General features: G+C 63.8%; 18 protein-coding genes and 1 pseudogene. 9 read left to right on the top strand and 10 right to left on the bottom strand.

Translation table 11 applies throughout. The annotated features are described in order from the left end of the window. Nucleotides 1–479 precede the first annotated feature (479 nt). Both A462_RS30070 and A462_RS30075 read right to left on the bottom strand, forming a co-directional pair. Nucleotides 480–1,091, bottom strand: coding sequence for an LpxA family transferase (locus tag A462_RS30070; protein ID WP_008430967.1), 612 nt, complete (start codon nucleotides 1,089–1,091; stop codon nucleotides 480–482). Nucleotides 1,092–1,139: 48 nt separating this feature from the next. After that, nucleotides 1,140–2,216 (bottom strand): sigma-54 interaction domain-containing protein, encoded by a 1,077-nt coding sequence (locus A462_RS30075; protein WP_003216996.1) that lies wholly within the window; start codon nucleotides 2,214–2,216, stop codon nucleotides 1,140–1,142. 402 nt (nucleotides 2,217–2,618) lie between these two features. Here A462_RS30075 and A462_RS30080 point away from each other — a divergent pair, with 402 nt between their 5' ends. From A462_RS30080 to A462_RS30105, 6 genes are all read left to right on the top strand, one after another. Further along, nucleotides 2,619–3,695: an ABC transporter substrate-binding protein gene (locus A462_RS30080; protein ID WP_008430964.1), complete on the top strand. Its 1,077-nt coding sequence runs from the start codon at nucleotides 2,619–2,621 to the stop codon at nucleotides 3,693–3,695. 14 nt (nucleotides 3,696–3,709) lie between these two features. After that, nucleotides 3,710–4,936 (top strand): alpha/beta hydrolase family protein, encoded by a 1,227-nt coding sequence (locus A462_RS30085; RefSeq protein ID WP_008430961.1) that lies wholly within the window; start codon nucleotides 3,710–3,712, stop codon nucleotides 4,934–4,936. Nucleotides 4,937–4,949: 13 nt separating this feature from the next. Then, nucleotides 4,950–6,158, top strand: coding sequence for an LLM class flavin-dependent oxidoreductase (locus A462_RS30090; protein ID WP_008430959.1), 1,209 nt, complete (start codon nucleotides 4,950–4,952; stop codon nucleotides 6,156–6,158). Between the two features lie 4 nt (nucleotides 6,159–6,162). Beyond that, on the top strand, nucleotides 6,163–7,719 hold the full coding sequence (locus A462_RS30095; protein ID WP_008430956.1) for an ABC transporter substrate-binding protein: 1,557 nt from the start codon (nucleotides 6,163–6,165) through the stop codon (nucleotides 7,717–7,719). Nucleotides 7,720–7,868: 149 nt separating this feature from the next. After that, the gene (locus A462_RS30100; RefSeq protein WP_008430953.1) at nucleotides 7,869–10,430 is read left to right on the top strand and encodes a TonB-dependent receptor plug domain-containing protein; all 2,562 of its coding nucleotides are present in this window, start codon (nucleotides 7,869–7,871) and stop codon (nucleotides 10,428–10,430) included. Nucleotides 10,431–10,449: 19 nt separating this feature from the next. Beyond that, on the top strand, nucleotides 10,450–11,529 hold the full coding sequence (locus tag A462_RS30105) for an LLM class flavin-dependent oxidoreductase (RefSeq protein ID WP_008430952.1): 1,080 nt from the start codon (nucleotides 10,450–10,452) through the stop codon (nucleotides 11,527–11,529). Nucleotides 11,530–11,626: 97 nt separating this feature from the next. Here the strand turns inward: A462_RS30105 and A462_RS30110 are convergent, their stop codons facing one another. The 7 genes from A462_RS30110 to A462_RS30140 form a co-directional block, all read right to left on the bottom strand. After that, the gene (locus A462_RS30110; protein ID WP_008430950.1) at nucleotides 11,627–13,405 is read right to left on the bottom strand and encodes a dipeptide ABC transporter ATP-binding protein; all 1,779 of its coding nucleotides are present in this window, start codon (nucleotides 13,403–13,405) and stop codon (nucleotides 11,627–11,629) included. Continuing rightward, nucleotides 13,402–14,238 (bottom strand): ABC transporter permease, encoded by an 837-nt coding sequence (locus tag A462_RS30115; protein ID WP_008430947.1) that lies wholly within the window; start codon nucleotides 14,236–14,238, stop codon nucleotides 13,402–13,404. The genes A462_RS30110 and A462_RS30115 overlap by 4 nt, the downstream gene beginning before the upstream one ends. Next, entirely contained in the window at nucleotides 14,235–15,281 is a 1,047-nt protein-coding gene (locus A462_RS30120) for an ABC transporter permease (protein WP_032898649.1), read from the bottom strand. The genes A462_RS30115 and A462_RS30120 overlap by 4 nt, the downstream gene beginning before the upstream one ends. Beyond that, on the bottom strand, nucleotides 15,274–16,824 hold the full coding sequence (locus A462_RS30125; protein ID WP_008430944.1) for an ABC transporter substrate-binding protein: 1,551 nt from the start codon (nucleotides 16,822–16,824) through the stop codon (nucleotides 15,274–15,276). The genes A462_RS30120 and A462_RS30125 overlap by 8 nt, the downstream gene beginning before the upstream one ends. Nucleotides 16,825–16,827: 3 nt before the next feature. After that, nucleotides 16,828–18,003: an LLM class flavin-dependent oxidoreductase gene (locus tag A462_RS30130; RefSeq protein WP_008430942.1), complete on the bottom strand. Its 1,176-nt coding sequence runs from the start codon at nucleotides 18,001–18,003 to the stop codon at nucleotides 16,828–16,830. A gap of 159 nt (nucleotides 18,004–18,162) precedes the next feature. Further along, nucleotides 18,163–18,894, bottom strand: a complete 732-nt coding sequence (locus A462_RS30135) for a class II aldolase/adducin family protein (protein WP_003216972.1) — start codon at nucleotides 18,892–18,894, stop codon at nucleotides 18,163–18,165. A gap of 16 nt (nucleotides 18,895–18,910) precedes the next feature. Then, nucleotides 18,911–19,954, bottom strand: a complete 1,044-nt coding sequence (locus A462_RS30140; protein WP_008430940.1) for an ABC transporter substrate-binding protein — start codon at nucleotides 19,952–19,954, stop codon at nucleotides 18,911–18,913. Nucleotides 19,955–20,366: 412 nt separating this feature from the next. Between A462_RS30140 and A462_RS30145 the strand changes: the two genes are divergently transcribed. The 3 genes from A462_RS30145 (at nucleotide 20,367) to A462_RS30155 (ending at nucleotide 25,352) form a co-directional block, all read left to right on the top strand. Beyond that, on the top strand, nucleotides 20,367–21,599 hold the full coding sequence (locus A462_RS30145) for an acyl-CoA dehydrogenase family protein (protein WP_008430938.1): 1,233 nt from the start codon (nucleotides 20,367–20,369) through the stop codon (nucleotides 21,597–21,599). Between the two features lie 146 nt (nucleotides 21,600–21,745). Continuing rightward, on the top strand, nucleotides 21,746–23,512 hold the full coding sequence (locus A462_RS30150; protein ID WP_008430936.1) for an ABC transporter ATP-binding protein: 1,767 nt from the start codon (nucleotides 21,746–21,748) through the stop codon (nucleotides 23,510–23,512). Further along, on the top strand, nucleotides 23,505–25,352 hold the full coding sequence (locus A462_RS30155; RefSeq protein ID WP_008430933.1) for an ABC transporter ATP-binding protein: 1,848 nt from the start codon (nucleotides 23,505–23,507) through the stop codon (nucleotides 25,350–25,352). The genes A462_RS30150 and A462_RS30155 overlap by 8 nt, the downstream gene beginning before the upstream one ends. A gap of 47 nt (nucleotides 25,353–25,399) precedes the next feature. Here A462_RS30155 and A462_RS34755 read toward each other — a convergent pair. Further along, nucleotides 25,400–25,651 (bottom strand): annotated as a pseudogene (locus tag A462_RS34755) (hypothetical protein); the annotation flags it as partial.

Raw genomic sequence — 25,651 nt, 5'->3', positions numbered from 1 at the left:
CGGCCAGCGTGGTTTAACGGGGCGCCTAAGATCAAGATCAAAAACAGATCAAGAACACAGCGGCCTGAAAGCCGACTTGAGTGTTGAAGAGCAAAATCAAAATCTAAAGCGAGCACGGTCAAAAAATGTGGGAGCGGGCTTGCTCGCGAATGCAGTCTTTCAGTTGATGCATTGGGTGACGGACACACCGCATTCGCGAGCAAGCCCGCTCCCACATTTGGACCGTGTGCGCCCTTGATCTTGCTCTGGCTTCTACCACTCAAGCCGGCCTGTAGGCCGCTGTGCTCTTGCTTTTGATTTTGATCTGGCTCTGACTGCCCCAATAAGCCCGAGCCACAGCGAGGCGCCGACAGGCGGGGCAGAGCCCTGTGCTTACTTTGGGCTGGGCCGGCATTCCGGCTTTTCCAAAGCGAGTCGCTGTAAGAGCGAAACCATAAGCAGCCGTTACTCAACTAACGGATATGTACACCAACCCCCCCCTACCCCTCACAATCGAAAACCTCCCCACGCCTAACCACACTACCCGCCGCAAGCACCGCTCCCGGTGCCAACACACCATTGGCTCCAACCCGCGACTGATCCCCAAGCAGCGCGCCAAACTTGTCACAGCCGGTGCGCTGCAACTGCCCGTCAATGCGCACCTGCACTTCCTTGTCGTCACGCTCGTTCCGGTAGTTGGCCACGATACTGCCGGCTTCCAGGTTAACCCCGCGGCCCAATACCGAATCACCGACAAAGTTGAAATGCGCCAACTTGCTGCCGCTGAAGACAAAGGACGTCTTGAGCTCGGCACCCGGTCCGAAGATGCAATATTCATCCACCCAGCAACCGCCGCGAAGGTAGGCACCGGCAGCGATAAAACAGTGGGCGCCGATGATCAGCGGCGCTTTCAAAACAGCGCCCGCCTCTACGACCGCAGTACGGTGCACGGCAATCTCGTCATGAATCTCATAGTCATCATCAGAAAGCCCCGGCAGCAATTTGCGAACGATTTCCGGCGCCCGGGTCACCAACTCCCACGGCGCAAGATCCACCCAGGGTGCCAGCGGCGAACGGGAAAAATCAGCGATGTAATCGGTCAGTCGAATCAACGTCGAGCCCTCTACAGATCAGAGAAGCCCGAAACGCTAACACCCCCGTCACTGCCCGTCGAGCAGCACCGGTTTGCCCAACTCGCCGATCTTCTCCAGCCGCGCCCGCACGATGTTGCGGCTGATATTCAGCAGGCGCCCGGTCTGCAACTGGTTGCCATGGCAATAGCGATAGGCCGCGCGAAAGATCGTCTCTTCGATGTGCTCGTAGAGGTCCGGAATGTTCTGTTCGAACAACGCAGTGAGCGCCGCCTCCAGGCTCACCGGCCCAGTGATCGCAGGCGCGGCCTGGTTCGCCTCGTCCTGGCGAATGCCGGAAGAACGCATGTCCACCAGGTGCAAATCCGGCGGCTGCACCAGTTGATTGCGGCACACCAGCAACGCATGGTGAATGGCGTTTTCCAGCTCGCGAATATTCCCCGGCCAGCTGTGTTCCAGCAGCTTGCGCTCGGCATCGATGCTCAGTGACGCGCGGTTGTAGCCGAGGCGCTGGCAGTGCTCTTCAAGAAAAAATTCCGCCAGCGGCAGGATGTCGCCGGGCCGTTCCCGCAGGGGCGGCAGGCGGATGGTGGCGACGTGCAGGCGGTAGAACAAATCCTCACGAAAATGCCCCGCCACCACCGCGTCGGCGAGGTTGACGTTGGTGGCCGCCACCAGCCGTACGTTGATCGGAATCGGTGTGCGCGAGCCCAGGCGCACCACTTCTCGCTCCTGCAACACCCGCAATAATTTGACCTGCATGTTCAACGGCAAATCGCCGATCTCATCCAGAAACAGCGTGCCGCCGTTGGCCGCTTCGAACCAGCCGGCCTTGTGGGTGGTGGCGCCGGTGAATGCGCCTTTCTCGTGGCCGAACAACTCACTTTCCACCAGGGTTTCGGCGAAGGCGCCGCAGTTCACCGCCACAAACGGTTCACGCCCGCGACGGCTCAGGTGATGGATATGCCGCGCGACCAATTCCTTGCCGGTGCCGGTCTCGCCGATGATCAAGGTGTTGGCCTCACTGGGGGCCAGGCGCTCGATACGCGCCAGCAATTCCTGTGAGCGCGGGTCCTTGAAGACCAGCACGGTGGCGCGCACCGACTTGGTCAATTCACGGGCATTGGGATGGGTGATCAGCGACATGGTGCATTCCTGGCAGTAAAAGCGCGTGTCAATAGTGCATGAAGTTTTCTATACCATTTAATTATTAATTAATATTTATATATTCCCAAAAAGAATATGCCAACAAGTCGCACCTCGCCTGCTGCTGGAGCAGCAATCAGCCAGCACCTGCGTGTGTGCAGATCAACACCAAGCCGTTGCCAGGCAGTCCTTCGAAAACCCGCAAAGCCACGTTCTACAAGGCGTGCAGCGCGTTTTTCGGCTGATGGCATGCAATCTGCTCTCTCCCTCTCAACGCCACCTGCCCTGTAGGAGCTGGCTTGCCAGCGAAGAGGCCCTAAAGCCTTGCACCGACTAAACGGACGCTTTCGCCGACAAGCCGGCTCCTACAGGGGGGCGCGATCACTTAGCAGGGAGATCCCAATGAAAAGATTCTGGCGCAACAGCATCGCCACCATGTTCGCTGTGCTGGTCAGCACCGGCGTGCTGGCCGAACAGGCGCCACCGGCGTCGGTGAAGATCGCGATCGTCGCCTACACCCAGGGCGGCAAACCGGTGTTCGGCGGCATCGCCGGGCGCGTCATCGAAGACGGCTGGCTCCAAGCGCAACTGCGTGAGCGCGGGGTCAAGCTGGAGTGGATCGCCCTGCCCCATGCCGGCGCCGGGCCGCAGATCAACGAAGGCTTCAGCAACAACAGCCTGGACTTCGCCGTACGCGGTGACCTGCCCTCGGTAATTGCCGGCGCCGGTGGCGTACCAGGCAAGCTGATCGTGCCCGGTGGCAGCGGCAACAATATTTACCTGGTGGTACCGGAAGGCTCCGCCGCGAACACCATCGAAGACCTCAAGGGCAAGCGCCTGGCGCTGCATCGCGGTCGGCCATGGGAGTTCGCCTTCAGCAACTTCCTGGCCAGCAAGGGCCTGAAGCTCGACGATTTCAAGATTGCCAACCTCAACCCGCAAGTCGGCGCCGCGGCTGTGTCTGCCGGCAAGGTCGACGCAGCAGTGTTGCTCAGCGAGGCCTATGCCCTGGAAGACAAAGGCGTGGGCAAGATCATCTGGTCGACCAAGCAAGGCAGCAACGACTGGCGGCTGGTCTCCGACCTGTGGGGCACCGAGACCTTCGTACAGCAGCACCCGGATATCACCCAATTGCTCGCCACCGCCTGGGTGAAAGCTGCGTGGTGGATTTCCCAGCCACAGAACCAGGACGCCTATTACCAACTGTCATCCCGCGCCGGCACCGCCGAGAGCGTGCTGCGTCGCGACGACCAGAACGACCCGGTGGCCTGGAAGGATCGCTGGGCGCCAAAAAGCGACCAGCAACTCAAGGCTCATTACCAGGCCCTCACCACCTACGCCCTGGCCAATCACCTGATTCGCGACACCTACGACATCGGCCCGTCACTGGCCACCGGCTTTACCAACCAGGCCCTGATCGACCTGAAACTCACCGACTACTGGCCGGCCCTGCGTGGCCAGGTCAGCACCAATCCGTAATAGGGAAATTGAGCATGAAACTGCCGCACTCCTTTGCCTTCGGCCTCAGCGTCCTGGCCCTGTCCATGAGCGTGTTTGCTGCCGACACCTACGCCCCCAAACCTGACCCGCTGCAAGGTGATGGCCGCGTCTCGGCTTTCTACACCTGGGAAAAAGCCATCCCGGCCGTTCCCGGCAAACTGCTGCGCAGCGAGCCGCTGGACAACACCCTGAGCCTGGCCAATGCCGCCAGCGCCCAACGCATCCTGTACACCTCCACCGACGGCATCGATAACAAGACACCGATCGTGGTGTCCGGCGCGTTGTTCCTGCCCAAAGGCACGCCGCCTGCCGGTGGCTGGCCAGTGGCGAGCTGGGGCCATGGCACCGTGGGCGTGGCGGATGTGTGTGCGCCGTCGTGGCAAGGTCGCTCCTACCGTGACGTGGCCTACCTCAATCGCTGGCTGGCCGAAGGCTTTGCCGTCGTCGCCACCGACTACCAGGGCCTCGGCGTACCCGGTGGGCATCCGCTGCTGAACAGTCGCATGGCCGCCTACGGGATTCTCGACGCCGCCAAGGCCGTGGTGGCCGGGGTACCCGGGCTGGCCGACAAAGTGCTGATCGTCGGCCAGTCCCAAGGCGGTGCCGGCGCCTTCGCCGCAGCCGCCTATGCCGCCACCTACGCTCCGGACCTGGGAGTGAAAGGCAGCATCGGCACCGGCGTGATCTACACCCTCGACTACGCGAAGAACCCCAGCGAGGAAGTGCGCAACAAGGTCGATCCCACCCTGGCCTACGGCTTCTACACGTTGCTCGCCGCCCAGCAATACGACCCGAGCATCAACCCCGCCGACTTCTATACCGACAAGGCCCTGCCGATTTTCGAGCAGGCCCGTACCAGTTGCCTGTTCGCCCTCGAAGGTGATGTCGAAGGCCTCGGCCTGAGCATCGCCAACACCAAGAAAGACTACAAGGGCAAGCAACTCGCGCCGTGGCTGGCGCAGGTGTCTTACCCGACGCTGAAAACCTCGAAGCCGATTTTCATCGGCACCGGCGCCGAAGACACCACGCCGGCCGCCGCGACCCAGGTCAAGCTGATGCAGGACGCCTGCAAGGCTGGCTCCATCGTCGAAGGCCACCTGTACAAAGGCCTGGGCCACAGTGCCACGGTCAATGCATCGCTCAAGGACTCGATCCCGTTTGCCCACAAAGTCATCAACGACCAGCCGATCACCCCGATCTGCGCCCCCACCGAGCAATAAGCAGGAGGCTTGCATGAGCATCGAATTCTTTACCCGCCTGCCCTTGCACGGCGAAACCCAGTTCCTGCCCGGCGACCCGCGCAACCGGGGCGACTGGCATCGCGGCGGGCCCAGCACCGGCGCGGTGTCGGGCTTCAGTGTCGGTGATCATTTCACCTACATCGACTACCTCGGGCAAATCGCCAGGGCTGCGGAGATCAACGGCTTTGGCGGCGCACTGATGGTCAACGCGCCCACCGGCGAAGAACCGTGGACCGTCTGCGCGCTGCTGGCCCGGGAAACCCGTACCCTGCAATTCGTCACCGCCTTCCAGCCTTACCACTACACCCCATGGGTGGCGGTGCAGCAGGCGGCGACCTACCAGCGGGCCACCGGCAACCGCCTGGTGTGGAACATCATCAACGGCGGCTCGGACGTGATCCAGCGCCAGGTCGGCGACTTCAGCGACCACGATGAACGCTACGAACGCGCCACCGAATTCATGGACGTGGTCAAGGGCTATTGGCACAACGAGTCCTTCCACTACGACGGCAAGTTCTACAAGGCCGACGGTGGTGGCCTGCGCGGGCCATTGAAGAAGGCCAAGCTGCCGCTGATCTGTACCGCCGGCTCATCCATCGCCGCCCGGGAGTTTGCCGCCAAGCACGCCGACTTCTACCTGATGCGCGCCGAACACCCGGACGAAATCGCCGCCCTGATCGCCGACCTGCGCGAACGCGCGCTGAAGTGGGGCCGCACTGACATTCGCTTCGGCCTGTCGATTGACGTGATCACCCGGGAAACCGAAGAACTGGCCCGCACCGAAGCCAAACGCTTCTTCGACGAAGGCATCGCCCGCGGCGCGGTCAAGGCCGTGGCGGCCCACGCCGGGTTGCGTACGGCGCGCAAGCTCAGCTACGAGCACGGCTTCAGCGAAAAAACCGAGACCCAGGGCTTCGATGACTTCTTCATCCACCCCAATGTATGGACCGGTTTTGGCTACATCGGTATTCCACCGGGCTGTGCGCTGGTGGGCAGCTACGAGAACGTGGTGGCGCGGATTCGCGAGTACAACAGCATCGGCATCGACCTGTTCTTCCTCGCCGGCTATCCGCACCTGGAAGAAGCCTACCGCCTCGGCGAGCACATCCTGCCGCACTTTCGCAGTGAACGCGCCGAGTTGAGTCGTCCCCAGGAGCCGGTGTTGGAACTGCGCTCCGCCAACGGCCCGGCCGGAGTCTGATGCCATGAGCCTACTGCTTAGCCGTCGGGACTTTCTCGGCTACAGCGTGACCGTCGGCGGCGGCTTGCTGCTGGCCGGTTGCGGCCCCGCTGACACGCCCAAAAACGTCACCGGCAACGATCAACCCCGCTACGGCGGGCGCCTGCGCCTGGGGATTCTCGACGGCAACCAGAGCGGCAACCTCGATGCCCACAAACCCATTGGCAGCGGCATCGTTCGCGGCTTTGCGTTGTACAGCAAGCTCTGGGAATGGGACGAGCAGATGCAGCCGCGCCTGGCTCTGGCCGAGTTCGCGGAGCCGAATGCCGACGCCAGCAGCTGGACCCTGCGCCTGCGCCCCGGCCTGGAATTCCACAACGGCAAGACCATCGACGCCGACGACCTGATCTTCTCGATCCGCCGCCTCACCGACCCGCAGCTGGCCTCGCCCTACGCGGCGCTGCTGCACTGGGTGGACCGCGACAACCTGGTCAAGCTCGACAACCGCACCGTGCGCCTGAGCTTCCGGGAGGGACGTAGCTACATGCCGCTGGCAGAAACCTGGGTCAATTTCGGCGGCATCGTGCCGGTGGACTACCACCCGGTCACCAACCCGGTGGGCGCCGGCCCCTACAAGCTCAAAAGCTTCACCCCCGGCCAACGCTCACTGTTTACCCGCTTCGAGAACTACTACAAGGACGGCAAGCCCTACGCCGATGAGCTGGAGATCATCGACTTCAAGGATCAGGTCTCGCGCCTGGCCGCCCTGCGTTCCGGGCAAATCGACATGGCCAACGTGATGCCCACCGAGCAGTTGCCGATCCTGCAAAAGGACCCGCGCCTGAAGGTGATCACCTCGGTGACCGGTAACTGGCTGTCGTTCGACATGAACCTCGACAAGCCGCCGTTCAACGACCCACGGGTGCGCGAAGCGTTTCGCCTGATGGCCGACCGCGAAGAACTGGTGCGCCGCGCGTTGAATGGCCAGGGCCGGGTGGCCAATGACCTGTATGCGCCCAGCGACCCGACCTTCAACCACGACCTCCGGCCACGCCCCTACGACCCGCAACGGGCGGCGCAACTGCTCAAGGACGCCGGCCAGGAAAACCTCGAGGTGGAATTGATCACCACTCCGGGGCCTGGCTTGAGTTCGGCGCTGGTGCTGGCCGAGCAGGCCAAGCGCATTGGCGTGACCCTGAAGGTCAAGCAGGTGGACCTGGCGACTTTCCAGGGCCCGTTGAAAAACGACTGGACCCTGAGCACCGGCGGCAGCATCGGCGCGCCGTTCCTGGCCAGTGCGATCCATACCGACGCGCCGTTTGCGGTGTCCAACAAGACCCACTTCAACGACCCGCAATTCAGCGAGCTGTTCCTGGCCGCCATGGCCCAGCCCGACCTGGAAAAACGCAAGGCCCTGGTGCATCAGGTCCAGCAGATCCAGTACGAGCGCGGCGGGATGCTGATCTGGGGCTACGCCGACTTGCTCGACAGCGTTTCCACCCGCGTCGGCGGGGCGCAGTCGGAAGAGTCGCTGTTCAGCACCTGGCGCTTTGAAAAGCTCTGGCTCAAAGACACGGCCTGACCCACTTACACCGCATCGCCCTGTAGGAGCCGGCTTGCCGGCGATGGCGTCCGGTCGACCGGCGCAGGGCCCAAGGGCCTCATCGCCGGCAAGCCGGCTCCTACAAGGGACCGTGCGCTCTTCATTGTTTTTTATGGGGCACCTCTGCCATGCACGCTATCGCCTTGCGTTTACCTCTGCTGCTGGCCGCAAGCCTGCCAATCCAGGCGTTTGCCGCCGATACCCAACTGCAAACCGTGACCGTGCAGGCCAGTGCCAGCCAGTCCGATGATGATGCCCTGCCCACCCGCCCGCCGACGTCGGTGTACGGCGGCACGGAGACCAAGGTCCTCGACACGCCGCGTTCGGTGGTGCAGATCAACGCCGAGCAGTTGGCCAACGACTCGATCCGCAGCGCCGATGACCTGGTCAAATACGCCCCCGGCATCACCCGGGGCGGCGGCCAGAACGCCGGCATCGCCCCGCAGTTTCGCGCCCAGGGCTCCGAGGTATTCCAGGACGGCCAGCGCGGTTACGGCGTGCGCCACCCGGCGAACTTCAACGCCTACGAAGGCGCCGACATCGTCGCCGGGCCGTCGTCGGTCACCTACGGTTCGGTGTCCGGCAGCGGCGGCTATGTGAACTACCTGAGCAAGAAACCCGACTTCAATGAGTTCAAGACCAAGCTCAGCGGTGAACTGGGCTCGTGGATACCGGACGGCACGTCCCGCAGTTCCAACAAATTCAGCATCGACAATACCGGGCCACTGAACGACAACCTGGCCTATCGCCTGAGCATCACCAAGCAGCGCCAGCAGGACTTCTACGACAACGTCGACAACAATTTCGACGCGTTCTACGGCGCCCTCGCCTGGCGCAACGACAACGTGCGGGTGGACTGGAACGCCAGCTACGACAACTACTACGACTACAACATCACCCACGGCTGGAACCGCGCCACCCAGGACCTGGTGGACAACGGCAAGTACTACGTCGGGCGCGCCACGCCGATTATCCAGAACGGCAACACCCTGTGGTCGCCGGTGCTGGCCTCTGGCGCCGCCGATGCGCCAACCCTCGGCTGGGTCAAGCGCCAGCGCAATGCCCAGGGCCAATACAGCGTGGTGGACGGCAGCTTCCAGACCGCCTCGCCCAACACCCAGAGCAACCCCGGCAGCCTGCGGGGCTGGGTGTATGACCCGACGCTGGCGGGCAACGGCGAACGCTCGCTGTCCTCGCAAACCGGGCAACGCAAGGAAGACGAAAGCAGCTCCCGGCGCTTTACCACGCAACTGCGCGTCGAGGCCGACTTGTCGCCCACCATCACGCTGGCCAACAGCACGTTCTACGAACGCTCCAAGGACATCACCGATGCCGTGGGTTCGTTCCAAGTGCAGTCCAAAGACAACATCTTCGACAACCGCTTCGAATTCCGCTCGCGCAATGAAACCCGCCTGGGCGGCTGGACCCTGCGGGATGACAGCAACACCGGCCTGATCTATCGCCGCGAATTCAACCAATCGATTGCGGCCAATAACAGCTTCGGCTCCACCATCAACGCCTATGACCTGACCCAGAACCCCTCGGGCAAGAACCCCGGCGACCTGCTGGGCCTTACCGGTGCCAACCCCGCCGGCGGCAATGGCGCATGGATCGGCCAGCCCGGCGTGCCGCAGTATTCCAACTACTACGGCTGGCTGAACCTGCCACCGATGTACCCGGCCGGGCACGGGCTCTACGCCGAGTCTGTAGCGCCCTACACCGCCGAAAGCACCTGGACCACCAAGACCCTGTTCAGCCAGCACAACCTCAAGTACGGCGACTACTTCGGCCTGAACATCGGTGCCAGCCGCAGCTGGATCGAGGCCGAGATCGACAACCCGTTCGTGCTCGCCGGCGGCAACCCGCGCAAGGACAGCGACAACTACCGGCTGTTCGCGTTCCAGGTCAGCCCCTACGTCAAGCCCACGGAAAACACCACGCTGTACTACACCTTCGATCGCTCGCTGGCGGTCAACACCGGGTTCTTCTCCAACGGCCTGGGCTGGGGCAGCGGCAGTGGCGCCAACCAGCTCAACCCGTTGGCGTTCCAAAGCCTGAGCGTGTTGCACGAAGTGGGCGTGAAGGTCGAAGCGGTGCCCAACCAATTGTTCATGACCCTGGCCGCGTTCAAGCAGGCTCGGGACCAGGCGCCAGACAGCAACAACAGCATCGCGCGGCTGGTGATCAAGGGCGTGGAAGCCACCGTGCGCTATCAGCCGGATGACCACCTGCGCAGCGGCCTGAACCTGTCCAAGCTCAATGCCTACAACGAATTCACCTCCCAGGCGGGATTTGCATCGGCCGGGTTCGTGCCCGACAACGGCACGGTGTTCGGCGATAACAACAGCCTCAACCAGCGACCTTCCGGGCGTTTCGACGCGGTGCAGATTCCCGAATACACCGCCAGTGGCTACGTCGACTACCGCTTCGACTCGGGCTTTGGCGCCGAGCTGTCCGGCTGGTGGACCAGCAACTGGTACCTGAACCTGAGCAAGACCGTAAAGATCCCCAACGAATACAACCTCGACCTTGCCGTGTACTACCGCCAGCCGCAGTGGAGCACCACCTTGCGCGTGCTGAACCTGACCAACGAACTGAACTTCGTCAGCGGCCTGGCCGGCTCCACCAACACCTTCCTGCAACCGATGCCGGGCCGCACCTTGCTGGCCCAGGTCGACTACCAGTTCTAACCCTCAAAGGAGCCCCAGCATGTCCATTGAATTTGTCGGCATGATCTTCCCCCGCCAATGGTCCGAGACCCGTGGCGTGCGCAGCCCGGATTTCGACCTCGACTTTATCCGCCACCACGCCCGCGCCCATGAACACGCAGGCTTTGACCGGGTACTGATCGCCAGCGGGCCCGGCAGCGCCGACAGCCTGCAAATCGCCGCCTACGCGGCGGCGCACACCGAGCGCCTGGGCTTCATGATCGCCCACCGCCCGGGGCTCACTGCGCCGACGGTCGCAGCCCGCGCGTTTGCCACGCTGGACCACACCACCGGCGGCGGGCGCATTCGCCTGCATGCCATCACCGGCATCACCGCCGAACCCCAGGAAGGCGACTTCCTGCTGGACAAGACCGAGCGCTACCAACGCACCGACGAATACCTGGAGATCGTGCGGCGCACCTGGGCCGCCGAGGAGCCTTTCGACTTCGAGGGCAAGTACTTCAACATCAAGGGCGCGTTTTCCCCGGTCAAGCCGCTGCAACAGCCGCATATCCCGATTTCGTTTGGCGGCTCGTCGGACATTGCCTACCAGATTGCGGTCAAGCATGCGGACCTGTATGCGCTGTGGGGCGAACCGTTGAGCGGTGTGGCGGAGCAGATTGCCAAGCTCAAGGCGGCGGCCAGTGCGGCGGGTGTACAGGCGCCAAGGGTGAGTTTGTCGGTGCGCCTTATCTTGGGCGCGACCGAGGAACTGGCGTGGCAACGGGCCGAGCAGATTCTGGAGCAGATCAAGGCCAACCCGCAGTTCGCGGCGGGCAGCCCGTGGCAGAAGCGGATCAAGGGAACGGGATCGGAACGGTTGCTGGCAGCGGCGGCTTTAGGCGATCGGCATGACCGCGCGTTGTGGATGCCGACGGCGACGGCTGTTGGGGCGTATGGCGACACAACGGCGTTGGTGGGCACACCGGAGACCGTGGCCCAGGCGCTGCTGGATTATGTGGATCTGGGGGTCACGACGTTTTTGAACCGGGGGTACGACCCGCTGTATGACACCGTGGATTATGGGCGGTGGATCATTCCGGCGGTGCGCGAAGAGGCTCGGCGCCGCAAGGCCGCGTAAAGGCGGCCTCCGCCATCGCCGGCAAGCCGGCTCCTACAAGTGTGCGCCTTTTACCGTAGGCGCCGGCTTGCCGGCGATCACTGCGCAGCAGTGCCAATCAGCCCAGCGATGGCGAATGCTCAAGCAACGTCTGCGTATACGCCGCCTGCGGCTGATCCAGCACGCTATCCACCGCGCCCTGCTCCACCACCCGCCCGACCTTCAGCACCAACACCCGGTCGGCAATCGCCCGCACCACGCCCAGGTCATGGGTGACGAACAGCAACGTCAACCCGTCCCGCTGCAACTGGCGCAGCAAATCCAGAATCGACGCCTGCACCGAGACGTCCAGCGCCGAGGTGATTTCATCGCAGATCAGCAGCTTCGGTTCGCACAGCAATGCCCGGGCAATTGCCACGCGCTGGCGCTCACCGCCGGACAGGCTATGGGGATACAACTCGCCCACCGAAGCCGGCAGCGACACCCGCTTGAGCACCGCCTCCACCCGCTCACGCGCGGCACTGCCTTTAACCGCAAAGAAGTGCTCCAGCGGTGCGCTCAAGGTCTGGTACACCGTCTGCCGGGGATTCAATGCCCGGTACGGGTTCTGGAAGATGTACTGAATCTGGTGCCGCAAGCCCGCCTCGCGCTGCCGTGCCTGTAACGGCAGCGGTTGCCCCGCGTAACGCAGCTCGCCTTCGGCATTCTCCCCCAACCCGGCAACGGCCCGCGCCAGGCTGGTCTTGCCGGAACCGGACTCGCCCACCAGCGCCAGGCACTCCCCCGGCAGCAATTGCAGGGACACGTCAAACAGCACCTGGCGGTCATACGCCACGTTCAACCCGCTGATCTCCAGCAAGGCCTTGTCGGTGCGCGCGTCCACCGCAGCAATCGGCGCCAGGGCGATGCGCTGCAACGGCTGATCATGGGGTGCAAGACACGCCACTTCATGCCCTGGCGACAGCGGCTGCAATAGCGGTTCCTGCTGCGAACACCCTGCCCGAAAACGCTCGCACCGCGGCCCGAAGCCACAGCCTTGAGGCCGCTGCCCCGGCGCCGGGGCATGCCCGCCAATCGCCAGTAATTCTCGGCGCCCGGCCACATCGGGAATCGCCGCCAACAAGCCCCGGGTGTAGGGATGGGATGGCCGACTGAACAAGCCGTCCCGGGTAGCCGTTTCAACAATCCGCCCGGCGTACATCACCATCACCCGGTCCACCAGGTCCTTGATCACCGCCAGGTCATGGGACACATACACCGCCGCCACGCCCTGGCTTTTGCACAAGCGGCGCAAGGTGGCGAGGATATGCGCCTGGGTGGTGACGTCCAGGGCGGTGGTCGGTTCGTCCAGCACGATCAGCCGCGGTTGCAGCACAAACGCCAGGGCCAGCATCACTCGCTGTTGCTGGCCGCCGGACAGTTGATGAGGGAAACGGCGCAAGAACTGCGGGTCATCCGGCAAGCCGACATCACGCAAGGTTTCAATGATGCGCTGTCGCTGCGCCGCCTTGTCCAGGCGCAGTTGATGCACCGCCAGGGTTTCATCCAACAGGCTGCCAATGCGCAGCGCCGGGTTGAGCGCCGTGGCCGGGTCCTGGGCGACATAGCCGATCAGGCTGCCACGGGCACGGCGCAACGCTTCACCTTCCAGGCCCAATAACGCCTGGCCCGCGACATGCACCTGGCCACCGACAATCCGTGCGCCGCGTCGGGCATGGGCCAGCAGCGCGGTAGCCAAGGTGGTCTTGCCGGACCCCGACTCACCCACCAGCCCGAGGATTTCCCCGGCTTCCAGGCTGAAGGACACGCCGGACAACACGTCCACCTGCCCCGCCAATTCAACCCGCAAGCCACTGACGTGCAGCACCGTCGTCGTCATCTGCGCGATTGCATTCATGGCTGTTTTTCTCCCAGGCGTGCGCTGCTGCGGCCGATGCCTTCAGCGAGGATATTGGTGCCATAGGCAAACACGCCGATCAGCACGGCGGGGGCCAACACCGCCCAGGGCTGCACCAGCAACCCGGCCTGGTTTTCATTGATCATCAAGCCCCAGTCCGCCGCCGGCGGCGCCACGCCATAACCGAGGAAGCTCAGGCCCGAGAGCATGCCCACCCCCCAGGTCAGCATGTTGCCAAAGTGCACCAGCAACGGCGTAAGGATGTTCGGCAGGATTTCCTTGAACAGGATCCGCCGCCGCGAGTAGCCCATCATCTGCGCGGCCTCGACAAACTCCTGCCCCGCCACTGCCACCGCGCTGGCCCGCGCCAGGCGGATCACCCCCGGGATAAACGCAATCGACACCGTGAGCACGATCAACCACGGCGCGCGGCCGAGCATCGAGACAATCAACAGCACCAGAATCAGGTCGGGGAACGCCAGGGACACGTCCGCCAGCCAGGTGATCAACTGGTCCAGGCGCCGCCGCGACAGCCCCGCAAGCAAGCCGAGGGAGCTGCCGACGGCCAGGGCAATGCTCGCCGCCGCCACGGACATCCACAGCACCGAGAGGCCGCCGCTGAGCAGCCGCGACAACACGTCATGCCCCAGGAAGTCATACCCGAGCAGCGCCCACCCCGTGGGCGCGCCGTACACCGGCCCGACCATGTCCGTCGAGCCATGGGGCGCCAGCAACGGACCGAACAGCGCCACGGCAATGACCAGCAAGGTGATCAGCGCGCCCTTGCGGGTTTGCGGTTCGGCCAGCCAGTGGGAAATTCGCGTCTTGCTCATGCATCACCTCGGGAGCGCCGCCACCACGGGGTGATGCCCCGGCGGTTGCGCGAAATCAGGGTCACGCGACGGGCCGTGCGCAGCTTGGGCGTGAGCAGCACCGTCAACAGGTCGGCCAACAGGTTGATCAGCACCACCGCCAGGGTGATCACCAGCACGATGGCCTGGATCATCGGCAAGTCGCGCATCTGGATCGCCGCGTTAAGGGCGGTGCCGATGCCGGGGTAACTGAAGATCACTTCGGCCAGCACTGCGCCGCCGATCAGCGTGCGCAAGGTCAGCGCCACGCCCTGGATCGCCGGGACCAGCGCGTTGGGCAAGGTATGCCGCCACACGATCCGCCAATGGGGAATGCCCCGCAGCCGTGCGGCGATCACGTAGTCGGACTCCAGCGCGTCGATCATCGCGGCGCGCACCATGCGCGTGAGGTACGGCAGCGCCGACAGGCTCAGGGCCAGAACCGGCAGCACCAGGAACGGCAACTGGCGCCACAGCGACTGATCCGGGTCGAGGATCGATACCGCCGGCAACCAGTCCATATGCGGCATGGAAAACAGCAGCACCAGGCCGATGGCCAACAGAAAGCCCGGCGTGGCCTTGAGGAAAATCAGCAACGACAGGCTCCAGCGGTCGAGGTGGCTGTCGCGGCGCAGCGACAGGTACACGCCGAGGCCCAGCGCCGCCGGCACCACCACGGCGATCACCCCGGCGAGCAACGCCAGGGTGTAGCCGAAACGCCCCCACAGGATGCTGCCGACCGGCGCGTTGGAATCCAGTGACACCCCGAGGTCGCCACTCAGGGCCGAGCCGAGCCAGCGCAGATATTGCCGCAGGATCGGTTGGTCCAGCCCCAGTTGATGTTGCAGGGTGAGGATGCTTTCCAGTGGCGCGTCGGGGCCGAGGATCACCCGGGCCGGGTCCGATGGCAGCGCCTGGGTGGCGATAAACACCACCAGGCTGATCACCCAGGCGGTAAGCAGGCCGTAGCCCAGGCGGCCGATAAACCATGACAACCAGGCCGGCGTTCGCAAGGGTTTAGACATGGTTCAACCACAGCTCGTCAAAGCGCCAGGAGGCGAAGGTGGTCTGTTCCGGCGTGAGGCCGCCGACCCGCACCGAGGCGGCGTCCAGCACATCGTTGAAACCCCAGATCAGCAGGCCGCCGCGTTCGTGTTGAATCTGCTGGGCCTCGTGCACCAGGCCTTTGCGCAATTGCACATCCGGCTGGGCCAGGGCCTGGCGATACAGCGCATCGAAACGCTGGTCATGGAAGTTGCTGCGGTTGTAGATCGCCAAGGGCGCGTCGTTGTGCAACGCCGATGCGAGGAACCCACGGGCCGGGGTCGAACCCGGTGAGAGTTGCCACTGCTCGCGCTGCGGGCCGTTGAATACCGCGCCGTCGACCTGGGTCACGCGAACCTCCACGCCAGCCTTCTTCGCCTGTTGGGCAAACACCAAAGCGGCATTCACGCCGGCGCCGGATGGGGTCGTCAGCTCCACCCGCAGATCGGTCTGCCCGGCCTGGCGCAGCAGCGAGCGCGCTTGCTCAAGGTCATGGGGGCGCTGCGCAATGTCGTGGTTGTAGGTGGGGTCGTGGGGCGAATACAGGTCATTGGCGATGCGCCCGAAACCGTTGAGGCCCCGGTCCACCAACTCTTGCCGATCAGCCAGCAAGCGAAACGCCTGGCGCACCCGTACGTCGTCAAACGGCGGCTTGGCCAGGTTCAGGTTGAAGCCGGTAAACGAGGTGCTGGGCGACACGCACAGCGACAGGCGCGAGTCGGCCTTGAGCAGCGCGCTGTGCTCGGCCTGCACGCCGCTGGCGACATCGATCTGCCCGGCACGCAATGCGGCCACCCGCGAGACCTGGTCCTTGAATTCGATGATTTCCAGTTCGTCGGCATAAGGCTGGCCGGGTTTGTAGTAATTCTCGAACCGGCTGTAGAGCGAGCGCTGGCCGGGCACGAAGCGCTTGAGTTTGTAGGGGCCGGCGCCCACCGGATTGGTGATGGGGTCGTAGTCGGTGGGGACGATGCCACCGAAGCTGATCAGGGTTTCATCCAGCGGGAAAAAGCTCTGGCCCTCCTTGAAACGGATTTCGATGGTGCGCTCATCCAGCTTGCGCAGCGCATTGCGGTCGATGGCGCCCACCAGTCCGGCAAACGGCGAGGCAAGTTTCGGATCGGTGAGGCGCAGCAGCGAGAACAGCATGTCGTCGGCGCCGATGGTCTTGCCGTGGTGGAACTCCAGGCCCGGCTTGATGCGGATGGTCCAGGCGCTGGCATCGGCGTTCGGCTCGGCGAACTCGGCCAGGGCCAGGCGGGTACTGACGTCGGTGTTCCATTCCCAGAACTTGCTGTACAGCGCCCAGCCGCGAATGATCCCGCCGCCCACCGGTTTGTGGGCATCGAGGTTGCCGGACTGGTCGCCGTCGATAATGCCGATGCGCAGGCGTCCGCCGGTGGTCGGTGTGGTCGACAACACCGCAGTCGGCGCCGCCCCGCTGTCACAACCACCCAGCAGCAAGCCGCCGCCGATGGCCAGGCTGTTGCCGAGAAACACTCGGCGGGAAAATCCTTCGCTCATCAGCTACGCCTCTTGCTGCTGCACGGCGTTCAGACGCGGCACATCAAAACCATGGTCCAGGTCGAGCAACGGGAACAGCAGGTCTGCCACCCGGTGCGCCTCATCGATCAGCGGGAAACCCGACAGGATGAACGCCGAGGTGCCCTGGGCTTCGTACTCACGGATACGCTCGGCCACTTGTTCGGCGCTGCCCACCAGGTAAGTGCCGGCGGCCGGGCCGAGGATGTTGAAGCCGAACAGGCTCGGGCCGAGCCACACGTTGGGGTAGATCTCCAGCTCGCGAGCCGTGGGCAGGCGGCCGGCGCGAATGGTCTCAACGTTGCGCTGGGTTTGCGGGTCGTCGCTGTGGTAATCCTCGAAGCTCACCCCGGGTGGCAACTGTCGCTCAATGGCATTGCGCGCAGTTTGCAGCGAGGTGCGTTGCAGCAGTTTCTCGGCGTGGGCCCAGGCTTCTTCTTCGGTCTCGCGCACGATGATTTGCAGGCGGGTACCGAAGGTCAGCTCACGGCCGATCTTCGCGGCTTCGGCGGCGACCTTGCGGAACTTGTCCCCCAGCTTTGGCGGCGTATTGGCGAAGCTCAGGTACACGTCGAGCAATTGCACCGAGTGTTCCACCCCTGGCCCCGAGGTGCCGGCGCCCCACAGCGGGATGCCCGGTTTCTGGTACGGCGGATGCCAGCCGCCCAGCGGATGCTTGGCCGCTCCGGGCGCACGCGGTGCGAGCTTGATGTATTGGCCGTCATAACCCCGAGTATCGCCGGCATAGAAGCCCTGGAAGGCGCGCCAGTATTCGAGGCTGAAGGCGTAGCGCTCATCGTGGGGGTAATGCACCCCGAGGGTCGCCAGGCCCGCATCATTGCCATTGACCACGTTGAACAGCAGGCGGCCATTGGAGAATTGGTCGAAGGTCAGGGCCCACTTGGCCAGGACTGCCGGTGACAGCTCGCCCGGGTGTTGCGCCACCAGGAAACGCAGGCGCTGGGTGGCGTCGATCAGCGAGGCGGCCACCGCCAGGCTTTCGTTGGGGCTGGAGCCCAGCAGCGAGCCGTAGAAACCCAGGCGATCACTGGCGACCGCGAGTTGCTTGAGATGCTGGAAGTCGGTCTTCCAGCGCCCTTCGGGCTCCCAGGGATAAGGGCCGTCGGGGGTGGTGAGGTACCAGAGAATTTTTACCGCCATGGGGCAACATCCTTGAATGGAACCGCCCCTTGTAGGAGCCGGCTTGCCGGCGATGACGGTGGCACATCCAACAGGAATGTCGCCTGATGCACCGCTATCGCCGGCAAGCCGGCTCCTACAGGGGTCGTGGTGGTTTCAGTCACCGTGATAAGGGTGTGTTCAGTTTTTGCGGTCGATGGCGGGGACCAGGCCCAGCGCCGTGGCTTGCTCAAACAACCCACTCATCTTCCACTGCTGGGTCAACACCCCCGGCCCGTATGCCCGCGAACCACCCAGGGCATCCGCCAGCAATTGCAGTTGCGCGCCCTCTTCCAGCAACAGGATGAACTCAGCCGTGGCCCGCAACCCCTGCTTGCCCCACACCGTGGAGCCGCCGTTGGCTTCGAGGATCGCCAGGTTGAAGGGGTTTTCCGCGATCTTGTCGAGGATGAAATCCACTTCCTGCTGGCGACGGTCGATGTACACCGGCAGTTCCCGCGCCAACTGGTAACGCTGCACCGGCACGTAATGGAACGGCAGCGTGCGGTGGGTCTGGGCCCAGGCCCCAAGGTACGGCGAGTGCACGTGGGACACGGTGGTCACGTCTGCATGCTGCTGGAACAGCTTGGTGTAGCGCCCCAGGCCGCCCTTGCCCTTGCCGACAATCACGTTGCCGGCAAAGTCGGTGACGGTGGCCTGCAGCGGCTTGCGGTAGTTCCACGGGCCGCCGTAGTTGACCGACACCAGCAGTTCCTGGCCCGGCACGCGCTCAATAAAGCCCACGGTGCCGTTGGCGGTGATGGTGTTGGTTTCGCGGAAGACCGTGAAGGCTTCTTCGGCTTCCAGCAGGACCTTGTCGATAAAGGCCTGCAGTTCCTGGGTGATCGGTTGGGCGTGGACAATGGCAGTCATGGCAATTTCTCCGGGTTCAGGCGCGGCGCTTGGCCAACAGTTCATGGGCAGCTTGCAGAGGGCGCGGGTCGACCCAGTCGGCGATCGCAAAATCGCGCTCCAGGAAGCCGTGCAGGTACAGGAAGTCTTTCTGGATGCCGAGGAAATCCAGGCGCTGGGCCGACAGGTCCGGCGCCAGGGTGGTATGGAAATCACCGCGATAGGCCTCGGCCACACCGGCACTGCCGGCGCGGGTTTCTTCTTCGAGAATCGCGTTCAGGCCGTCGCGATTGTTCGCGGCCCAGTCAGCCGCGTTCAGGGTTTGTGCGAGGAAACGCACCACCAGGTCAAAGTGGTTGTCCAGCAGGCTCTGGTGGACAGTGATCGGGCGCGGCGTGCCGTTGTTGATGCGGTAGCGCGGCTCGGCGATCAGGTCCAGGTCGATGCCCACCACCAGGCCCAGACGGCGCGCGGCGTCGGCGGCCGAAGCGCCCTTGACGTACACCGCGTCCACTTCGCCGCGCGCCAGGTAATCGAGGCCCGACCACAGGCGTTGCAAACCTTCCTGTGGGTTGGGCGCCTGCTCCTGATCGTGCAGCGCGACCTCCACCAGTTGCACATCATCAAAGCCCAGGCCGACCAGGCTCAACGCGCCTTTGTAACCGTGCAGGCTCATGGCCCGGGCGATGCTCCCTGGACGGCTATCACCCCAGGCCGGCAAGGCCAGGCGCTTGCCTTTCAAATGCTCGGGACGCGTGATGCCGGAGTCCGGGCGGACCAGGATGGTTTGCCATTCCTCGATCCAGGTCAGGCCGATCAAACGGCTCGGCGCGCCGGCGGCACGGGCGGCCAATGCCGGCACATTACCGCCTTCGCGAAACAGCCCCGGCAGTTCGTGATCGTAGTGGTGATGGCCCAGTTGACGGGCCTCCTGCAAGGTCGAGACCGACAGGCCGTCGGCGGCGAATTCGTCGCCCAGCCAACCGAGTTTGTAGGCGATGCCGGAGGCGGTCGGTACCGGGCAGCGGGTAAACCAGATCTGCTCAAGCGCTGGCTTGGGCAGGATCGCGGAAAGGGTCATGGGCAGCTCCATTGAATTGGGCAAGGCAGTCCATGGAGGTATTGCAGAGGCCGTGCCAATTGGCCAAAGCCCCGGTTTGCAGGGCTTTGGTGCAAAGAGTCGAAGTACTGTTGCTGGCCTGTCAGCAGCGCTGCTGCTGGCCCAGCAGTCACCCGTTCGCCACTGCTGCCCCAGCAACACCCCGTTATCGCAGGCCCCGCCAGGGGTGGTTTTCGGCATTGGCGCAGAACTTGCTCAAGGCACCTTCAATGCCCGACATCCAGCGCAATCCCCTGTAGGAGCTGGCTTGCCAGCGATGGTGGTTAACGATGACGTGTACTGACGGGTTTACGCGGTGCACTTGAGTCCATCGCTGGCAAGCCGGCTCCTGCAGAGGGGCTTAAACACACGGGCCAAATCAGGGGAAGAAACTATGAGTACGTTCGAACAGGTACCGGTACGCCAATTGCTCAGCGAGGCCGAAGCCATTGCCGCAGCCAAGGAAATCGCCGTGGAGATCGCCGCGATTGCCGCCGACAGCAGCCAGAACGGCCAGTTGCCGTGGCGCCAGGCGCAACTGCTGTCCCAAAGCGGCCTGACCGCCATCGGTGTGCCCAAGGCATTCGGCGGGCTGGGGGCTTCGGTGCAAACCATCGTCGAAACCGTGCGCCTGGTCTCGGTGGCCGATGGTGGTGTGGGCCAGTTGCTGCAGATTCACAACGTGATGCTGCGGGGCATCTTCAACGGCTATCCGGATGCGGTGCGTGATCGCCTGGTGGCCGATGTGCTGGCCGGCAAGCGCTTTGGCAATGCCCTGGCGGAAGTCGGCGGCAAGAACAAGTTTGCCCTCAAGACCCGCGTCGAGCGGCGTGCAGATGGCAAGCTGGTGCTCAATGGCAGCAAGTTCTACTCCACCGGTTCCTACCTTGCCGAATGGATCTCCCTGACCGCGGCCTCGGATGACGGCGGCGCCGGCGTGCTGCTCAACCGCAACGCACCGGGCCTGACCCTGGTGGATGACTGGGAAGCCTTCGGCCAGAAAAACTCAGTCAGCGGCACGGTGAATTTCGACAATATCGAGCTGGATGAAGACTTCGTTTCGAAGCGCAAGGGCCCGATGAAACGCACCGGCCTGACCTTCCCGCAGATCCTGCATGCGGCGATCGATACCGGGATTGCCTCGGGCGCGCTGACCGCGGCGGTGGAGTACCTCAAGCACAACGCCCGGCCCTGGGTAGAAAGCGGCGTGGACCACGCCAATGAAGAGCCGCACATCATCAAGCAAATCGGTGAATACGCGGTGGCCCTGCGTGCAGCCGAGTCGCTGCTGCGGGATGCGGCGCGGGTGTTCGACGCACATGAGCTGGACCCGGAGAACAAGGAACTGCAGGACGAATTGATCCTGTCGGTGGCCACGGCACGGGCGCATTCGGACAGCGCTTCGTTGAAGATCTCCAGCGATATTTTCTCGTTGCTGGGGGCCAGTTCGTCGCTGAGCAAATGGAACCTCGACCGGTTCTGGCGCAACGCCCGGGTGCATACCACCCACGACCCGATTCGCTGGCGCTTGCACCATGTGGGCAACTACTACCTGAACGGGATTGATCCGGGGGAGTACACGGCGATCCTCAATGCCAAGGAAGCCCAGGGCGCTACCACTCGCTAGACCAACCCAACACATCCCTGTGGCGAGGAAGCTTGGTCCCGCTGGACTGCGCAGCAGGCCCTGTTTTTGGGGTCGCTTCGCAACCCAGCGGGAGCAAGCTCCCTCGCCACAATTTGGGAAGGATCAATAAACCCAATGAGCTTTTCATGATCGAAAAACACCCCCTTCTGCGCAGCCTGGCGATCTACCGTGAAATGCCCTGGCGCTTCGCTCTGGTCGCCGGGCTGTTCGTGGCCATCAACCTCGGCCTGGTCTGGCAACAATGGCTGATCGGCCATGCGGTCAACGATGTCAGCGCCGGTCGCGCAGTGATCCGCCACGCCGACGGCAGCCTCGATGCCAGCCTTGGCTGGCACTGGCTTTGGCTGATGCTCGCCGTGGCCCTGGGCCGTGGCGCGCTGCAATACGCCGCCAGCGTCATGTCCCTGGTGCTCAGCCAGGAACTGCTGACGCGCCTGCGCGAACGCATCCTCGCCCAGGTGCAAAGCCTGCACCTGGGTTATCACTGGCAGCACGGCATGGGCGAGATGATCACCCGCACCACCCGCGATGCCGACAAGGTGCGTGACGCGCTGATCACCTTCTGGCGCCAGGTGGTGGAAACCCCGCTGGTGGTGTTGGCCACCGTGGGCCTGTTGAGCTGGTACAACCCGTGGCTGGGCTTGGTACCGCTGCTGCTGACCGTCACCGGATTGTGGATTTTCGTGCTGCAAACCGAACGCCTGGTTGAACTCGACCGCAGCGTCGGCGCGGCCTACGACCGCGTCAACCAGGACCTCAGTGAAGGCATCGGCGGGGTGCGTGTGATCAAATCCTTTGCCCTTGAGCAGAGCCGTATCCAGGGTTTTTCGGAACAGGTTGCAGTGTTCGCAGGCTTGGCCCGCCAGGCGCTGGCCTATTCCAGTTCACGCATTCCGCTGCCTCAGGCCGTGGTCGCCCTCGGCCATGTGTGGATCCTGGTCTACGGCGCCCACCTGGTGGCGGCCGGTCAGTTGGGCATCGGTGAACTGGTGACCTCGCTGCTGATCGCCACCACCCTGGTATTTCGCATCGAAGGCATTGGCCGGGTGATGCAAACCTTCGCCGATGCCCGGGCCAGTGCCGAACGTATCTGGCAACTGCTGGACGCCCCCGCAGCGATACGCAGCGGCAGCGCCACCCTGCCCGCTTCGCCCCTGGGGTTGCGCCTGGAGCACGTCAGTGTCAGCGCTCCCGGCGGTGGGCGGGACATTCTGCATGACTGCTCGCTGGCCCTGGTACCCGGCGAAATTGTCACGTTGGTGGGCGCTACCGGCACCGGGAAAAGCCTGCTGGCCAGCCTGTTGCCACGCCTCACTGATGTGAGCACCGGGCGCGTGCTGCTGGGCCATGACGGCGCTGGCTGGCAAGACATTCGCGAACTTGACCTCGGTGCGTTGCGCCAACGGGTGCACGTGGTGCCGCAAGAGAGCTTCCTGTTCGCCGGCAGCCTCGCCGCCAACCTGCGCCTGAACGCTCCCGACGCCACTGATGAGCAATTGCTTGAAGCCCTGCGCCTCGCCGCAGCGGACGACATCTTGCTGCGCCTGCCCCACGGCCTGGCCACACCGCTGGGTGATCGTGGCGTGACCCTGTCCGGCGGCCAGCGCCAGCGCCTGTGCCTGGCGCGGGCGCTGCTGGGCCAACCGGACATCCTGTGCCTGGACGACGCCACCAGCGCCCTCGACGCCATCAGCGAACGGCACGTACTGAACAACCTGCGAGAACTGCGCGGCACCACCGTGCTGGTGATCTCCAGCAAGTTGTCGACCATCCTCCTGGCCGACCGGGTGCTGATGCTCGCGGACGGCAAAATCGCCGCCACAGGCACCCACGCCGAACTGCAACACACCCACCCGCACTACCGCGACCTGCTGGGGATCGACCATGGCTAATCCAATCGCCGGCAAAGCCTTGAGCGATATCGAAATTGAAGAAATGCTCGCGAAAAAGGCCCTCGACCGCAGCATGTTCAAACGCTTGCTGCCGCTGCTCAGGCCAATCCGCCGCTCGATTTTCGCGGTGATCGGCATTGAGCTGTTGCTGGTGTTCACGGTGTTTTTGCGACCCTGGTTCGTGCGTGAACTGCTGGACCGTGGCTTGATTCAGCAGGCCGACCACTGGCTGCTGGACGAGCGCCTGGTGCTATGGCTGGGCGCGGGGCTGGCCGCCAGTTGGCTGGTGCGATTCCTGCTGGCCGGGGTCTCGCAGTTTGTTGCCGGCGGCGCGGCGATCCGCGTGCTGAACGCCCTGCGGGTGCAGGTGTTTGCGCATGTCCAGGGCTTGAGCGTCAGCTACTTCGACCAGACCCGTGCCGGGCGGATCATTTCCCGGGTTGACCGCGACGTGGACGCCCTCGAACCCTTGGTGATCCAGGGCCCGCCTGAACTGCTCGGTGCCTTGCTGCGCTGTGGCCTGGCATCGGTGATGCTGTGGCGTATCGACCCGCGTTTCTTCCTCAGCCTGGTGGCCACCGTACCGTTGCTGGTGCTGGCGACCTGGAGTTTCAAGCGGATCTCCCAGCGCAACTGGGCGCGGGTTGCGGAAAACCGCAGCCGTTTTACCGCACACCTGGTGGAAAGCGTCAGCGGCGCGCGGATGCTGCAGCAGTGCGCCCAGGAGACGCCGAACCTGCGGCGTTATCGCGGGTTGTTGGATGACTTCAACCATGCACTGATTCGCGGCAGCTTGCGCTCGGGGTGGTTTGCGCCCTTTACGGCGCTGCTGAGTTCGGCGGGAATCGCCTTGTTATTGCTGGTGGGCGGCTATGGGCTGGCGGCCGGTGAAGTGTCGGTCGGGCAAGTGGCCGAAAGTCTGTTTTACGTGTTCCTGTTCTTGGGGCCGCTGCAGGAGCTGTCGGACCTGTTTGAACGCTACGCCACCGGATCGGCGTCGGCGCAGCGGATTTTCCTGTTGCTCGATACCCAGGCGCAGATTACCGACAGCGCTAAACCGCGCCATTTGGGCCGAGCGCGGGGTGAGGTGCGGTTCGAGCAGGTGGGTTTCAGTTATGTGCCAAGTGCGCAGGCGCCGGTGATCAATGGGCTGGATTTGCATATTCCTGCGGGTGAGGTGTTGGCGATTGTCGGGCCTTCGGGGCATGGGAAAAGCACGCTGGTGCAGTTGCTCACGCGGTTTTATGAGGTGCAGTCGGGCGTGGTGCGGCTGGATGGGATTGATGTGCGGGAGCTGGCCCAGCATGCGTTGCGGCGCAATGTCGGGGTGGTGTTGCAGGACAATGTGTTGTTCAGCGGGAGCATTCTGGACAACTTGCGGTTGGCGGCGCCGTTGGCGGATGACGCGACCCTGGTCGCGGCGGCCCGGGAGCTGGGCGCCGATGAGGTATTGGAGCGGTTGCCGCATCAGTATCACACCGAGGTTGGGCCTTTGGGGGCGCATTTGAGTCATGGGCAGCGGCAGCTCGTTTGCCTGGTGCGGGCGTATCTGGCGGACCCGGCGGTGCTGGTGCTGGATGAGGCGACTTCGGCGGTGGACATTCACACAGAGCGGCGGATTCAACGGGCGTTGCGCAGGCTGTGTCTGGGGCGTACGGCGATCATCATTGCCCATCGGCTGGCGACGATCCGGGATGCGGACCGGATTGCTGTGGTTCGGCATGGGCAGGTCGTTGAGCTTGGGGCGCATGATGCGTTGATTGATCGTGGGGGGGCTTATGCGGCGTTGTATCAGACGTATTTGCAGAGTGCTCGGGTGGGGGATTTGGTGGCTGGGTGATTGGGGGTATATCCGTTTTTGGGTGATGTTTGAGATTGGTTCCGCTCTTACAGCGGCTCACTTTTGAACAGCCGGAATGCCGGCCCAGTCAAAAGTAAGCAAAACGCTCTTGCCCCACCACTCGGCTCCTCGCTTAGGCTCGGAGTGCCCAAGATCAAGATCAAAAGCAGATCAAGAGCACAGCGGCCTACCGGCCGGCTTGAGTGTTGAAGTGCAAAATCAAAAGCTAAAGCGGGCACGGTCCAAATGTGGGAGCGGGCTTGCTCGCGAAGGTCGTTAACGATGACGCGGGCATTCTG

Origin of the sequence: Pseudomonas sp. Ag1, assembly GCF_000278565.1 — a bacterium.
GTDB lineage: Bacteria > Pseudomonadota > Gammaproteobacteria > Pseudomonadales > Pseudomonadaceae > Aquipseudomonas.
Note: the sequence above shows the minus strand (reverse complement) of the source record. Positions and strands in the feature narration are given on the sequence as shown.

Coding starts and splice junctions, on each gene's coding strand:
- A462_RS30075 (WP_003216996.1), bottom strand. CDS start 2,216: ATGTCGCTGATCACCCATCCCAATGCCCGTGAATTGACCAAGTCGGTG.
- A462_RS30080 (WP_008430964.1), top strand. CDS start 2,619: ATGAAAAGATTCTGGCGCAACAGCATCGCCACCATGTTCGCTGTGCTG.
- A462_RS30085 (WP_008430961.1), top strand. CDS start 3,710: ATGAAACTGCCGCACTCCTTTGCCTTCGGCCTCAGCGTCCTGGCCCTG.
- A462_RS30090 (WP_008430959.1), top strand. CDS start 4,950: ATGAGCATCGAATTCTTTACCCGCCTGCCCTTGCACGGCGAAACCCAG.
- A462_RS30095 (WP_008430956.1), top strand. CDS start 6,163: ATGAGCCTACTGCTTAGCCGTCGGGACTTTCTCGGCTACAGCGTGACC.
- A462_RS30100 (WP_008430953.1), top strand. CDS start 7,869: ATGCACGCTATCGCCTTGCGTTTACCTCTGCTGCTGGCCGCAAGCCTG.
- A462_RS30105 (WP_008430952.1), top strand. CDS start 10,450: ATGTCCATTGAATTTGTCGGCATGATCTTCCCCCGCCAATGGTCCGAG.
- A462_RS30110 (WP_008430950.1), bottom strand. CDS start 13,405: ATGAATGCAATCGCGCAGATGACGACGACGGTGCTGCACGTCAGTGGC.
- A462_RS30115 (WP_008430947.1), bottom strand. CDS start 14,238: ATGAGCAAGACGCGAATTTCCCACTGGCTGGCCGAACCGCAAACCCGC.
- A462_RS30120 (WP_032898649.1), bottom strand. CDS start 15,281: ATGTCTAAACCCTTGCGAACGCCGGCCTGGTTGTCATGGTTTATCGGC.
- A462_RS30125 (WP_008430944.1), bottom strand. CDS start 16,824: ATGAGCGAAGGATTTTCCCGCCGAGTGTTTCTCGGCAACAGCCTGGCC.
- A462_RS30130 (WP_008430942.1), bottom strand. CDS start 18,003: ATGGCGGTAAAAATTCTCTGGTACCTCACCACCCCCGACGGCCCTTAT.
- A462_RS30135 (WP_003216972.1), bottom strand. CDS start 18,894: ATGACTGCCATTGTCCACGCCCAACCGATCACCCAGGAACTGCAGGCC.
- A462_RS30140 (WP_008430940.1), bottom strand. CDS start 19,954: ATGACCCTTTCCGCGATCCTGCCCAAGCCAGCGCTTGAGCAGATCTGG.
- A462_RS30145 (WP_008430938.1), top strand. CDS start 20,367: ATGAGTACGTTCGAACAGGTACCGGTACGCCAATTGCTCAGCGAGGCC.
- A462_RS30150 (WP_008430936.1), top strand. CDS start 21,746: ATGATCGAAAAACACCCCCTTCTGCGCAGCCTGGCGATCTACCGTGAA.
- A462_RS30155 (WP_008430933.1), top strand. CDS start 23,505: ATGGCTAATCCAATCGCCGGCAAAGCCTTGAGCGATATCGAAATTGAA.